Origin of the sequence: Methanotorris formicicus Mc-S-70 (assembly GCF_000243455.1) — an archaeon.
In the GTDB taxonomy this organism is placed as follows: Archaea; AGJL01; Methanococci; order Methanococcales; family Methanococcaceae; genus Methanotorris; species Methanotorris formicicus.
On sequence record NZ_AGJL01000016.1, the window covers coordinates 21,608 to 34,372 of the forward strand.

Below are 12,765 nucleotides of genomic sequence, written 5' to 3' on the forward strand. Positions count from 1 at the left end.
TTATAAAAATAACCGCAATTAAAATTAATTGCTCTTGTTTTGGTTATAGTGTTACATCAATATCTAAGTGCTCAGTGAGTTCTTTGTATCTATTCCTTATGGTTACCTCAGTAACTCCAGCAACTTCTGCAACATCTCTCTGTGTTCTTCTATTTCCCAACAATACACTCGCTATGTAAATTGCTGCTGCTGCAACACCTGTTGGACCCCTTCCACTTGTTAAACCTTTTTCAGCGGCTTTTTGTAAAATGGCTATTGCCTTTGACTCAACTTCCCCAGGTAATCCTAATTCAGATGCAAATCTTGGCACATAGTCGATTGGATTTGTTGGTGCTAATTTTATCCCCAACTCTCTTGATAGGAATCTGTATGTCCTTCCAATTTCTTTTCTGTCAACTCTTGATGCCTCAGATATCTCATCAAGGGTTCTTGGCACTCTGCATCTTCTACATGCCGCATATAGTGCTGCTGCTGCAACGCCTTCTATGCTTCTTCCCCTTATAAGTCCTTTTTCAACAGCCCCCCTGTATAAGACAGCAGCATTCTCTCTAACGTTTCTTGGTAAGCCGAGTTTTGATGCAATTCTATCTAATTCAGATAATGCAAATGCCAAGTTTCTCTCTGATGCATCGCTAACCCTAATTCTTCTTTGCCATTTTCTCAATCTGTAAAGTTGAGCCCTCTTATTTGCAGAGATATCTTTTCCATAACTATCTTTATTTCTCCAATCAATAACTGTTGATAGTCCTTTATCGTGGATGGTGTTGTGTAATACAAACCCTCCAAATCCAGCAACGAAGTTTTCAGCGTTTGGAACTGTTAAATCATAAGCATAGCCATTAGTTGGCTTTGTCTTATTAATCTCTTTAATCTTTAAGAATATGAAATCAGAGTTGATAAGTTTTTCGAGTTTTCTATCGTTGTATTTTTTGGCAATTTTTAATGCAAGGTCTCTTCCTATTTTATCTCTACTTCTAAATTTCCACTCTTTTTTATATTCATCTGGGGCTGGAATTAAGTTGGAAATTGGTGGCTTTTTATTTTCTTTTTGATAATCATCGATGTATCCTAATTTTTTAATATATTCTGGATTGGTTATTGTTAATATATAAGAATGACTGTCTTTAACATACTGTCCAGTTTTTTCAATAATATGTCCTTTAATAAACTCCTCTCCATAGTTTGCATTTATTCCCAATTGCAATAGTAAGAATGCCAAATCCTCAATAAGTTCTTTTGAAGCAGAGACCGCCCTCAACTGAACTGTTGAATACTTTTCATTTATGTATAAGTTGCCATCTCCGTTGAAATATCCAATTAAAAATGCCTTTTTTAAGTTTGCTGGGAATTTAAAGACAATTGGAGGAATTCTCTTGTTCTTTGCTCCACTCTTTATATTTAGTTTTTTAAATAACTCAACTAATATTTTACTATTTATCTCAATTTGGACGCTTGAACCTTTATTATATACAATTGGATTTAAGTTTAGAGATTTGAAGTAATCTACAACTTCCTCTATATATTCTTTCTCATGTGCTCTAAAGGAAAATACAATTTTTCTATCATCATAATGTCCTTCTGCAATGAAATATCCTAATATCTTAGCAAATCTCTCATCTACTTTTATTTTTATTGGAAGGGATTTGCCGCTACCACATCTAATTGTGGCATTATCTGGGATTGGGATGTTATTCTCTAAGATATATTTCAATGGGGTAGATTTTCTTCTTCTCCAATCTTTATTCTCATAAGGATAGTCAAATTGGACATAAATGTTTTCTAAATCTTTTACAATCTCAACTAAGTTAATTTCGATGTTTTCTTCAACATTAGGAAGTTCTTTTGCTAAAACCAATATATCTCCAACTTTCAACTCATCAACTCTTATTGGAACAACCTCATTATTTTTTATAGTAAAGACGCTATGGCTTCCAGTAACTTTAACTTTTTTATTTCCTTCAACAATTATCTCAAAGATTTCATTAACTGGATGTCTTGAAACCTCTGAAACAGGCATAAATTTAAATTTATAGTTATTATCAAAGGCAATAACTTCAATACCTTTGCATTTAGATATTTCTAATATACCCTCTCTTCTAACATTTTCTGCATTTTCAATAATTTTGTCAATAAGTTCTCCAATTTTAACAACCTTTATTTCCCCATTTTCCCTAATTATTATTGGCTCACTGTAATCAACACTATATGTCATTGGAGCCCCAACTCTACTTCTCTTAACTCTTTGCTCATGGTCGAATGCTCTCCATTCAGGCCCAACATCAAATAAGTTTTGTTGCAAAACACATCCACAGTTTTCACATACAATTTCAGCCCTTTCATAATCCCTAATAATATTTGTACTTCCACAAATTGGACATATCAACTCCTCTTCTTTTTCAAGAATGACATTCTTATCACTTTTAATTTTTTCATTAGTAGTTTTAATATATTTTTCTGATTCTTTATTTTCAGTAGTTATTTTTTCTTTAAGTTCTTGTTTTGTTGTCATAACTACCACTTGCAAAATTTTTAAGTTATTTTTTTCGATATTTAGATTTACCGTTCTTTTGTTTAAGAATGTATGCCTCACCTATGTAATTTTCAAAACCTTTAAATGGAATAATCTTTACATATGGTCTATTAATAGGGCCAAAAACATCATGGACTTTACCAACTTTTCTGAATTTTTTATTGTTTTTCAAAACAACAATCGAATTTATTGGCGGTTGAAAATTTGCTCTCCCGATTAATTTCCCCTTTGACGTTTTATGAGTTATTATTATTACTTTCAAGATTGACGCCTCCAACGATACACGAATACTTCTTATCGCTTATACTATATAAATTTTTCGAAAAGTTTATATATCCGAACTTAAGTTTATGCACCAAATATGAACATTATTATCTTTGGATTGAAATATGGGATTATATGGTTTGTTCTTGATTAAGTTGTTGAAAATATTAATCTAAAAAATCAAAAATAATGGATGATGGAATGTATGAAATGCATTAAAAACTTATTAAAAAATAAAAACGTTATTATCGACCTAAGTAATGAAATAATGGATTTTGTTTACCCAGGAGACCCAAATTTTTATGTAAATATCTTTAAATTTGAGAATTTTATGGTTTCTGAGATAAGGATAGGTTCTCACATCTCTACACATGTGGATTATCCAAAGCATGTTGGATTGGATAATGATTCTGTAGTTGATATTGTTGTTGGGAATGGGTTTTGTGTTAATATTGATAATTTGGAAGAATTTTTATCTAAAAAAGATATTAAGAATATAGATGTTTTATTGATCTATACATCAATTTCATCACTTTGGGGGAAGGAGGAGTATTTTGAAAGAGGGGTGGATATTAAGGATTATTTGAATGATTTGTTGAGTTTGGGGATTAAAGCAATAGGTGTGGATTGTGCAAGTATTGGGGATTATGATGTTCATAGAACTCTTTTATCAAATGGGATTTTGATTATTGAAAATCTCACGAATCTTGATGTTTTGGTTGGTAAATCATTTTTCTTTATTGGATTACCACTGAAAATTAAAAATATCGATGGTGTACCAATTAGGGCAGTTGCGATCCTTTAACGTTTTTTTATTTTTTTATTTTTATACTTATTAGATAAAATAATTACTATTGATTTTTTAAATTTATTATTAATATTTTTAATTGCAAATAATAATTTTTTAAAAAATTGTAATAATTTGAACCAAATAGATAATTATATATATTACTAATTTGAATAATAGTAATACAAAATTTTGAGGTGATGTGATGAAAATTGCTATATTGGGGGCAGGGTGCTACAGAACCCACGCTGCTGCTGGAATTACAAACTTTGCGAGAGCATGTGAAGTTGCAGAACAAGTAGGAAAACCTGAAATTGCTTTAACACACTCAACAATTACAATGGGTGCAGAATTGTTGCATTTATGTGGTGAAGTTAATGAAGTCATTGTTTCAGACCCATGTTTCGCTGAGGAACCTGGTTTAGTTGTTATTGATGAGTTTGACCCAAAAGAAGTTATTGAAGCACATAAGGAAGATCCAGAAAAAATCATGCCAAAAATTAGAGAAGTTGTTAAAGCAAAAGCAAAAGAACTTCCTAAACCTCCAAAGGCATGTATTCACTTAGTTCATCCAGAAGATGTTGGTTTAAAAGTAACAAGCGATGACAAAGAGGCAGTTGCAGATGCAGATATCATAATAACATGGTTACCAAAAGGAGGAAAACAGCCAGATATTATTAAGAAGTTCGTAGATGCAATTCCAGAGGGGGCTATTGTAACTCACGCATGTACAATTCCAACAACAAAATTTGCAAAAATCTTTAAAGATTTAGGAAGAGAAGACTTAAACATCATCTCCTATCACCCAGGAGCAGTTCCTGAAATGAAAGGGCAAATATTCTTATCAACAGGATTTGCATCAGATGAAGCAATTGAAAAATTATATGCATTGGCTCAAAAGGCAAGAGGAAACGCATACAAATTACCTGCAAACTTAATTAGTCCTGTTTGTGACATGGGTTCAGCAGTTACAGCAACAGTTTATGCTGGTTTGTTGGCATACAGGGATGCAGTTACAAAAATCTTAGGGGCACCTGCTGACTTCGCTCAAATGATGGCAGAAGAGGCAATTACACAACTCTTAGAATTGATGAAAAATGAAGGAATTGCAAACATGGAAAAAACATTAGACCCAAAAGCATTAACTGGAACAGCAGACAGTATGTGCTTTGGACCTTTAGCAGAGATATTACCACAAGCATTAGAAGTTCTTAAAAAACACTAATTCTAACCTCTTTTTTCATTTTTTATTTTTAATTTGTAGTTAAAATCGAAAACTTTTTAATCTTTCTTTTTTATATTTTGTGAAATGAATTTTTAATAAAAATTTAGTTTTAATTTATACTTTTAATGCTTGAAATGGTGATGTAATGGTATTTAAAAAGATAGAGGAAAATTTTAAAGAGTTAAAGAATGGAAATGAGGAATTTACAAAATATGGGTTGATAGATAAGGAAGATGCCTTAAAATTATTTGAAATAAACAAATGGGATGATTATTTGAGATTATTTAATATTGCCTCAGAGGTTAGGGATTATTTTAAGAAAGAAATTGAAATAACTTCAACAATTCACATAACCAACATCTGTAAAGTTAATCCTAAGTGTTTATACTGTGGTTTTGCAGCAGGAACTTCAAGGGAGGGTTATTATAATCCATTTAGGATTTCTAATGAAGATATAAAAAAATCAGCAATAGCAATTGAGGAGAGTGGAATTTGTAGGGTTAGTTGCTCATCTGCACATGGTTATGAGGGGAGAGAGGTTTTAAGGGCATTAAAAATCGTTAAGGAAAATACAAATTTGGAGGTTTTGGTAAATGCTGGAGCGGATTTAACAGAAGAATCTATTAAAGAAATGAGAAAATATAATATAGATACAATTTGCTGTAATTTAGAAACAATAAATGAAGAGTTATTTAATAAGGTAAAACCGGGGGAAAAATTAAAAGATAGAATAAAGGTCTGCAAATTAGTGAGGAAATATGATATTGAACTATCTTCTGGATTATTAATTGGAATTGGAGAGAGTTATGAGGATAGAGTTGAACATCTTTTTTATTTGAAGGAGTTGGGTGTTGGGGAAATTCCTATAATGGGATTCAATCCCTACAAAGACACGCCAATGGAAAATCATCCAAAATGTTCTGCATTAGAGCAGGCAAAGACGATTGCAATAACACGGTTAATATTCCCAAATATAAGGATAACTTCTCCAACACCAACAATAGGGGCTGAGTTGGTGCAATTTGCTTTATTGGGGGGAGCAAGTAATGTGGCAACAGTTATTCCTGATAATCATCCAATGAATATTAAAGGGGTTGGAAATCCAAAAACAGGAAATCTAAATGAGGTAATTAAATTAATTAGGGAAATTGGTTTAACACCAAAAATAAGGAAAAATAGGGTAGGAATGAAGGAAAGAAACTAAATAAGAATTAACAAAAGAACATGCTATTATGGGGGATTATGATAGGGATGAATCCACTTATATTAAATTTTATTGTTTTAGTTTCGTTTATTGTGTTATTTATTGCAGTATTTTTTATTATGAATTCGTTAGTTATAATATCTCTAACTGCAATTTTGCTCATATCTTTAATAAGTTACGTTTATTCCTTTATAAAAGTGGAGAGCGTAGATAAGGGAAAATTAATCCACAAAGATAAAATAAGTTTATCCAAATTAAGATATGATTCGTTTATAGTTCTAATATTGGGGGTTATGATTATACTATACTACAAACATATAATACCCACATGGTTGCTGGTGGCATTAATAATATTGGATTTTGCATATAGGTGTTTAGGAAACTATATTATTTTGAAACCACCAATCAAAGTATATGAAAAAGGTATTGTTTTGGGAAGTACAGCATTCTATACATGGGATGAATTGAATATGAATGAAGAAGGGGACAAAATTAAAATAAAAATAAAATATATTCCAAAGAGAATTGTTTTAGATAAAAATATACTGGATAAATTGAGGAGTAAATATGGTGGAAATTGATACTTTTACTTTCATTTAATGATTGGAATACTTATTGGAAGTATATTTTTCTTTGTCGTATTTTATCGGAACTGCAAATTTTAAATATGTAATTATTATAGGGTTTTATTAATCATGGGTTGTTGGGTATGAAAATTATTTAAAAGTTGATTTAACAAATAGTTAAATTTAAAAATAAAAATCTTGGTGCAAGTTATGAGGGGAGAGGGTGTTTATCTAACTTATTTATTTATCTTAGGAAGTTTGCTATTTGTTGAAGTTTTTGTTTTTAGTTTGATATACTTTGTTTATGGATTGAGTTTAAAAACAGTTGTTGGAGTTTTGGCATTTGGTTTAGTATTGTTGCTAATTTCAATTATTTTAGTTAGATTATTGGATAAATTAATTAATGAAAAAAATAAAGGAAAATTAATCAAAAAATACACAAAATCAAAGATTTTAAATAAAAAATATAAAATTTTAAGGATTTTATTGTTTGTTGTAGGGGTTAATTTTTATATTTTTGGATGGTTAACATCTCTAAATATAAATCCATATACAAAATTTCTTTTATATTCAATTTCCGCATTTTTTATAATTGTTTCAGTATCTATTGGATATATTAAAGTAGAATTTTACGAAAATGGAATTTTTATCAATCCATTAGGTTTTTATAAGTGGGGGGAGGTTGATAGAGAAGATTTAAATGATGGATTAATTTTAAAAATAAATAACTTGGTGATAGAATGCAAAATGGGACAAATCCAATAATTCTTGAAATATGTTGCATATTCTCAGCAACTATTATATGTCTCGCATATTTAATTTTAGAGAATGGTAATTTCAATTTATTAGAATTTTTTAAATTGTTTATTCCATTTTTGTTAATTTTTTGCATGGTTATAGGGGTTATGCTTTTTAAATCGTTAAAATCCATTAAGAAAATGGATAAGGGAAATTTTTTAAAAGAAATGGAAGTAAAATTTTATGATTCAAAAATAAGAATCATCTGGGTTGTTTTATTGATATTATTCTTTGTATTAACAAAGATTTATGTTTCACCAGATAATCTATTCTCGGTATTAATATGTAGTGGTATTGTTGCATTGGAGATTGGAATTTATATAATTTTAACTCAGGAGTTAAAAATAGAGGTTTATGAAAAAGGAATTTTAGTTAATGGAATAAAGTTTTATAGTTGGAAGGAGTTAAAGATTAAAGAAAAAGATGGCAAAAGGATTCTAAAAATTCCTTACATTCCAAAAGAAATAACCATTTAAATGGGGAAAATATGAGGATAAATCCATATTATTTTTATTTGATTGGGAATAGTACCTTATTTGGAGTGATGTTTCTCCTATTGGGATTTGCTGATAGATTGAATTTAATGTTCCAAATTGGATTAGTTTTTGGGTTGGGGATTGTTTTTATAGTTCCAATACTTTATGCATGTTTCAAAGTTAAAAAAATAGATTTAGGTAAATTTGTTGGTAGGGGAAAAACTAAAATTGGGGATTGGCATTACGTTTTAGTTGGAATGTCTTTTATTCTTATTGGAATCTCAATTGTTTATTATTTTGCTTATGGAATATTATTACGTCATATTTTGTCTTCTTTAGTCCTATTTTTGGGTTTTTTAATAGCAAACCTCAAACAAACGCATTATATTTCTATTTATGAAAAAGGGGTTGTTGTTGATGGAATTGCATTTTATAGTTGGGATGAAGTTTATAAGAAGGAAGATGGGGATAAAACAATATTAAAAATAAAAGGAATTCCAAAAAAACTGATTTTAAAAATAGATAATAAAGTGATATTCTGAAAGGAGTTTTAAATTAATTATTGCGTTTTTAAAAAGGTATTTTTTATGAAAGAGTTATTATTTTAGACGACACTATATTCGTTGGGATGAAATTGAGAAAAAAGAAAAGGGCAATAAATTAATACTAAGAATAAAATATTATCCAAAAGAAATAATAATTAATAAAAATTTGTTGGGAGAGTATGAAAGTTGGGGTAACCAAAATGTATAGGGAAATTGCAGATTTAATTGGTTTGAGGGATTATAAAATAGTTAATCCATACAAAGAAAAATGCAACTGCGATTTTTTAATCATATCTAAGGGGTACAAAGAAATAGTAAAAAAACTAAATCCAAATGCAGAGATTTTTGAGGTTAGGTCAGCAACTTTTAAGGACTTAATTGAGACATTAGAAGAACTAAAAAGATTGAATATTGGAGATGAGAAAAAAATAAACAATTCAATCGAATCTTTGAAAAATAAAGAAAGGGAAATAAAAAAACTTTCAAAAAATTTAAATGCAAAGGTTAATCCAAAAACTGAATTTGTTAAGAGGGTTGTTAAGGATTTGGACTTAGAGATTTCAAATGATGGGATTTCGATAATCCCTGATTATTTGTTTGATGGAAAAAAGATGGAAAATATTATAATTTTAAAGACACATAACTATAATTTAGGATTGGTTGAGAGGATTGAAGATAGGTATTTGCAGATTATAAATAAATTGAGGGATTTTTATGAGAGAACTCATTAAAGATGCAATAAATGACTTAAATGCAGCATTGGAATTGAGAAAATTGATAATAAAAAAACTAAACGAAAATAAAATAAAAGAAAGCAATATAATTGAGATTGTTGATGCAGTTGATGACTTATCTATTGAAGAAATCCAAAAATTAGGAAGTAATTTAAGAAAATTCCCAATGGGGTGTGATTTGGTTGAGGTTGTTGTAGGACCATGTGCATCATCTTTAACATTAAATCAATTTGTGGAAAATTGTATTTTAACCGATTATATGGGATTTACCATACATGCCTGTGCCTATGCATTGGCAGATATTGGAGAGAAGGAAGGAATTCCTCCATTGGAAGTTATGAAGATGGTTTATGAGAATGTTGATGTCCCATTGGATTTAGATCACTTTGGGCAATATGGGGCTATGAGATTTCCAAAGGAAATAACTCATTGTATGGGGGAGTGCTACTACAAAGGCCCACCATACAAAGGATGTCCAAGAAAAAGAATACACAAGAGATTAATTGATAAAGAAAAGGAATATGCTCATGAATTTGAGGACTGGATAAAGTTAGCATCAACTGTATGTATAAATGTAGTTGAAGAACAGGGTGGAGAGGAACATGCAGCACCATTAGAGGAAATGGCGGTTGTTGCAAAGACAGCAAAGAAATATGGAAAAGGATTGGAAGGGATTTTCCATGTTGGGGATGGGTATGATGATTTGATAACAGGTCTAAAATCTTGCATTGACTTTGATGTTGATGTTTTGGTTGTTGAAGGAGCGCCTTTCAATAGAGCAAAGGATAGGTTAAAAGCATTTGCAAAGGCAATAGGTGTTTCAAGAATTTTGGTTAAGGGTGGGGTTGTTGCTACAAATGGGGCTTATGAAGATGAATGTAGGATTGGGTTGAGGAGTGGGCTTAATGTAATTATAAGCGGATTTAGTGGGAACCACCATGGATATATGTGTGGCTACTCTCCTGGAACAGCAAAGAGAGGCAACTTTGGATTGCCAAGGGTTATGAGGATAATTAAGGAAGAGATAAAGAACATGGATGTAACTTTGGTAAGTAGGCATGATTTAATTGCTATAGCAAGGAGTAGCAAATTTTTAGGAAATGTTGTTTATCCAGAAACATTGGGAGGCATGTTTATTGGGGATGCCCATTGGGTTGCTATTAAAAACAGCAAACTACATGACAAAGTTGGAATAAGGAAGACACTGGAAGATGTTGAAAATGAATATAATGGGGAGAAGTTGGGTTTCTTAGGGGGGAGATATATAGCATGGGGAATAGCAAAGAAGTTGATGCCAGAAGAGGTTTATGTTAGTGATGCTAATAAATGGGTTGAGGAGGCGACTGTTAAAATATTGAATGAAGTAGGAATAAATGCCTACAAATGCAATGGGAATGATGAAGAGGTTGTTAAAAATGCAGACAAGACATATATATGCTCTATGATTCCAGAGATAATTTTGAAAATAAAAAATAAGGTTGAAGCGGAGAGTTTAATGTGATAAAATGAATTGGAAGGGACACACAATTTTGGGGCTTATATTTGGATTGCCTTTTATCTCTTCCCCAGAGCAAATATTTTTGGTTTTGGCAGGGGCTTTATATCCAGATTTAGACCACGATGTTAAGGAGGATATTGTTAAGAGGGGGATTTATATCTCTTTTGGATTGGTATTTATAAATATTCTAATTTATTATTTCAAAAATGACTATTTTAATTTGGATTTGTTTATTTTGGCAGTTTCTGTTCTTTTAATTTATCTTATTCCATATTTTGCAAACCATAGGGGAATAACACATACATTTTTGGCATTAGTTTTTGTTTCAATAATTTTAGGGTTTTTGGCATTGAAATTAACAATATTTTCTCCAATATTGGCTGGGGTTGTTGTTCTGTATATGGTTGTTAATGAAAAGTTGTTAGGTAAGGTTTTAGTTATCGCATTGTTTGGATGGATTATTTTGGATATTTTAAAACTAAATCCTGCAATTAGTGGAAGTTTGTCATATATTTTGCCTATTGCAATAGGTTATTTATCCCATATTGTCGGTGATTCAACAACTCCCGCAGGAGTTAAGGCATTTTATCCAATATCTGACTACAAATTAAGAAAAAAAGAGGCACAAATATTAACAGGAATCTGGTTTTTAATGGTTCTTTATGTTTGGAAGGATGCAATATTGTCTTTATTAATTTTTAAAATAATTTAATATTTTAAACTTTCTTATATTGTTGCTATTTTTTTTACTTTATTTTATTAGAAAATCTAATAACTTAAAAACTTAAATTTAAATACATTTCTATTTGATTTAAATCATTATAATATATATAGGAATTTTACTATTACATAAATTTCGTAAAAAATGAAAAACTGATAGAGTATTAAAGAAGATATCAAATCCAACTCTAAAAAATTAAAAATAGTTGGCGATGATGGACTATACGTCCTGAGCCTACCGCATAACCACCAGGGTGGCAAAATGAAACTATGGGGCAAAGATGTATTAAAAGGTTTCGCTGCTTTGGTGATATTAGGAATGGTAGGAGCTGTGTTAGCTGGACCAATTCAAACAGTAAAAATAGTGGGAAGTGGATATCTCATAGCATCGGATGTTCAAGGTATGCAGGATGGGGGCGTCAATGGTTTAATTGGTGCAGTATGTATTGGTGGAGATATTTGATTTGCATGTATTGTTGGAAGCTCAATGGTTGTTGCAGGATGTGCATGTGCTGCAGTGGGGCCAGTAGGTTGGCCATGTGCCGCAGTAGCGTTCCTAGCCGCAGGTATCGTATAAGTTCTCAGTTTATTTTATACTGATATGGTATTATATATTCTTCAAATAATAATACCTAAGGATTCATAATTATTAATATTTTATTATTATTTTTGGTGGGCAATATGCAAAAATTAACACAAAAAAATTTAAATGAATTAAAATTATCGGTTCTTTTGTCTACATTAGTATTTTGTGTAGTAATCAGTATCGATATATTACTACTTATTTATTTAATCAATACCGTTGATGCATTGCGGGTTGTCATATATTGCTCAGGTATTGGGATTACAATTGGATATTTAGCATTTAAAATTTTTAAAATAGATGTATTCGAAGGAAATGGCACATCAATATATTCTAACAAAAAAATCTTAAAATATATATTTTTATGCTTTTCCTTATCAATATTTATTACTATCGTATTTCACTACTTTATTTATTTAAAATATCACATGATGCCATCAAAAGGTTTAGTTATAGATATTGCATTAATAACGATGGCCATTAACAGTTCGTTTCTTGGAGGTTTTTTGTTGAATATGATATTATTACTTATAAAGTTGAATTCGGATAAGAATGATAATAATAAATAATTCTTAATCCAGCTTAGTGGTGAATTCTAATGTTTCTTAAAAAATTAAAATTCTATCATATCCTGCCAGTTCTTTTATTTTTAATATCGTTTATTTTAGGATTTTATACAAAAATACCAACTTTTAGTAATACTCCAAAGATTGATATTGACACAATATTTCCAAATACTTTTTCAGGTGTTTTGATAAATAACTTAAAACTTATATTAACAAATTTATCTGGAAGTGTTTTATTTGGTAGGACTTTCGCAAATACATTTAAATAC

General features: G+C 30.2%; 13 protein-coding genes and 4 pseudogenes. 13 read left to right on the forward strand and 4 right to left on the reverse strand.

What is annotated here, in order from left to right:
* Positions 1-43: 43 nt before the first annotated feature.
* The 4 genes and pseudogenes from METFODRAFT_RS11425 to METFODRAFT_RS03995 all read right to left on the reverse strand — a co-directional run.
* Positions 44-763 (reverse strand): annotated as a pseudogene (locus METFODRAFT_RS11425) (transcription initiation factor IIB); the annotation flags it as partial.
* Positions 764-769: 6 nt separating this feature from the next.
* Positions 770-2,212: pseudogene (locus tag METFODRAFT_RS11430) on the reverse strand (LAGLIDADG family homing endonuclease); the annotation flags it as partial.
* A pseudogene (locus METFODRAFT_RS11435) lies at positions 2,198-2,509 on the reverse strand (TFIIB-type zinc ribbon-containing protein); the annotation flags it as partial. The pseudogenes METFODRAFT_RS11435 and METFODRAFT_RS11430, both read right to left, overlap by 15 nt.
* 25 nt (positions 2,510-2,534) lie before the next feature.
* Entirely contained in the window at positions 2,535-2,792 is a 258-nt protein-coding gene (locus METFODRAFT_RS03995) for a Gar1/Naf1 family protein (protein WP_007044256.1), read from the reverse strand.
* Positions 2,793-2,999: 207 nt separating this feature from the next.
* Here METFODRAFT_RS03995 and METFODRAFT_RS04000 point away from each other — a divergent pair, with 207 nt between their 5' ends.
* From METFODRAFT_RS04000 to METFODRAFT_RS04060, 13 genes and pseudogenes are all read left to right on the forward strand, one after another.
* On the forward strand, positions 3,000-3,599 hold the full coding sequence (locus METFODRAFT_RS04000) for a cyclase family protein (RefSeq protein WP_007044257.1): 600 nt from the start codon (positions 3,000-3,002) through the stop codon (positions 3,597-3,599).
* A gap of 187 nt (positions 3,600-3,786) precedes the next feature.
* Positions 3,787-4,806 carry a 5,10-methenyltetrahydromethanopterin hydrogenase gene (hmd, locus tag METFODRAFT_RS04005; RefSeq protein ID WP_007044258.1) on the forward strand — a complete coding sequence of 340 codons (1,020 nt, stop codon included), beginning with the start codon at positions 3,787-3,789 and terminating at the stop codon, positions 4,804-4,806.
* Between the two features lie 145 nt (positions 4,807-4,951).
* The gene (gene hmdB / locus METFODRAFT_RS04010) at positions 4,952-6,010 is read left to right on the forward strand and encodes a 5,10-methenyltetrahydromethanopterin hydrogenase cofactor biosynthesis protein HmdB (RefSeq protein ID WP_007044259.1); all 1,059 of its coding nucleotides are present in this window, start codon (positions 4,952-4,954) and stop codon (positions 6,008-6,010) included.
* A 38-nt stretch (positions 6,011-6,048) separates the two neighbouring features.
* Complete coding sequence (locus tag METFODRAFT_RS04015) at positions 6,049-6,591, forward strand: hypothetical protein (protein ID WP_141564055.1); 543 nt, start codon at positions 6,049-6,051, stop codon at positions 6,589-6,591.
* A 195-nt stretch (positions 6,592-6,786) separates the two neighbouring features.
* On the forward strand, positions 6,787-7,341 hold the full coding sequence (locus METFODRAFT_RS04020) for a hypothetical protein (protein WP_007044261.1): 555 nt from the start codon (positions 6,787-6,789) through the stop codon (positions 7,339-7,341).
* A 140-nt stretch (positions 7,342-7,481) separates the two neighbouring features.
* A complete protein-coding gene (locus tag METFODRAFT_RS04025; RefSeq protein WP_141564056.1) occupies positions 7,482-7,850 on the forward strand; it encodes a hypothetical protein in 369 nt (122 codons plus the stop codon).
* 11 nt (positions 7,851-7,861) lie between these two features.
* Positions 7,862-8,392, forward strand: coding sequence for a hypothetical protein (locus tag METFODRAFT_RS04030; protein WP_007044263.1), 531 nt, complete (start codon positions 7,862-7,864; stop codon positions 8,390-8,392).
* A gap of 182 nt (positions 8,393-8,574) precedes the next feature.
* Complete coding sequence (locus tag METFODRAFT_RS04035) at positions 8,575-9,126, forward strand: hypothetical protein (RefSeq protein WP_007044264.1); 552 nt, start codon at positions 8,575-8,577, stop codon at positions 9,124-9,126.
* Entirely contained in the window at positions 9,110-10,630 is a 1,521-nt protein-coding gene (gene hmdC / locus METFODRAFT_RS04040; RefSeq protein WP_007044265.1) for a 5,10-methenyltetrahydromethanopterin hydrogenase cofactor biosynthesis protein HmdC, read from the forward strand. Before METFODRAFT_RS04035 ends, hmdC begins: the two co-directional genes overlap by 17 nt.
* Before the next feature lie 4 nt (positions 10,631-10,634).
* Positions 10,635-11,339 (forward strand): metal-dependent hydrolase, encoded by a 705-nt coding sequence (locus METFODRAFT_RS04045; RefSeq protein WP_007044266.1) that lies wholly within the window; start codon positions 10,635-10,637, stop codon positions 11,337-11,339.
* Positions 11,340-11,609: 270 nt separating this feature from the next.
* Positions 11,610-11,810: a hypothetical protein gene (locus METFODRAFT_RS04050; protein WP_007044267.1), complete on the forward strand. Its 201-nt coding sequence runs from the start codon at positions 11,610-11,612 to the stop codon at positions 11,808-11,810.
* A gap of 218 nt (positions 11,811-12,028) precedes the next feature.
* Positions 12,029-12,499: a hypothetical protein gene (locus tag METFODRAFT_RS04055; protein WP_007044268.1), complete on the forward strand. Its 471-nt coding sequence runs from the start codon at positions 12,029-12,031 to the stop codon at positions 12,497-12,499.
* Between the two features lie 29 nt (positions 12,500-12,528).
* Positions 12,529-12,765 (forward strand): annotated as a pseudogene (locus METFODRAFT_RS04060) (stage II sporulation protein M); the annotation flags it as partial.

Excerpts from the sequence above, each read along its gene's own strand:
- METFODRAFT_RS04000 (WP_007044257.1), top strand. The coding sequence starts at position 3,000 with ATGAAATGCATTAAAAACTTATTAAAAAATAAAAACGTTATTATCGAC.
- hmdC (WP_007044265.1), top strand. The coding sequence starts at position 9,110 with ATGAGAGAACTCATTAAAGATGCAATAAATGACTTAAATGCAGCATTG.
- METFODRAFT_RS04030 (WP_007044263.1), top strand. The coding sequence starts at position 7,862 with ATGAGGATAAATCCATATTATTTTTATTTGATTGGGAATAGTACCTTA.
- METFODRAFT_RS04055 (WP_007044268.1), top strand. The coding sequence starts at position 12,029 with ATGCAAAAATTAACACAAAAAAATTTAAATGAATTAAAATTATCGGTT.
- METFODRAFT_RS04015 (WP_141564055.1), top strand. The coding sequence starts at position 6,049 with ATGATAGGGATGAATCCACTTATATTAAATTTTATTGTTTTAGTTTCG.
- METFODRAFT_RS04050 (WP_007044267.1), top strand. The coding sequence starts at position 11,610 with ATGAAACTATGGGGCAAAGATGTATTAAAAGGTTTCGCTGCTTTGGTG.
- METFODRAFT_RS04035 (WP_007044264.1), top strand. The coding sequence starts at position 8,575 with ATGAAAGTTGGGGTAACCAAAATGTATAGGGAAATTGCAGATTTAATT.
- METFODRAFT_RS04045 (WP_007044266.1), top strand. The coding sequence starts at position 10,635 with ATGAATTGGAAGGGACACACAATTTTGGGGCTTATATTTGGATTGCCT.
- hmdB (WP_007044259.1), top strand. The coding sequence starts at position 4,952 with ATGGTATTTAAAAAGATAGAGGAAAATTTTAAAGAGTTAAAGAATGGA.
- METFODRAFT_RS04025 (WP_141564056.1), top strand. The coding sequence starts at position 7,482 with ATGCTTTTTAAATCGTTAAAATCCATTAAGAAAATGGATAAGGGAAAT.
- METFODRAFT_RS04020 (WP_007044261.1), top strand. The coding sequence starts at position 6,787 with ATGAGGGGAGAGGGTGTTTATCTAACTTATTTATTTATCTTAGGAAGT.
- hmd (WP_007044258.1), top strand. The coding sequence starts at position 3,787 with ATGAAAATTGCTATATTGGGGGCAGGGTGCTACAGAACCCACGCTGCT.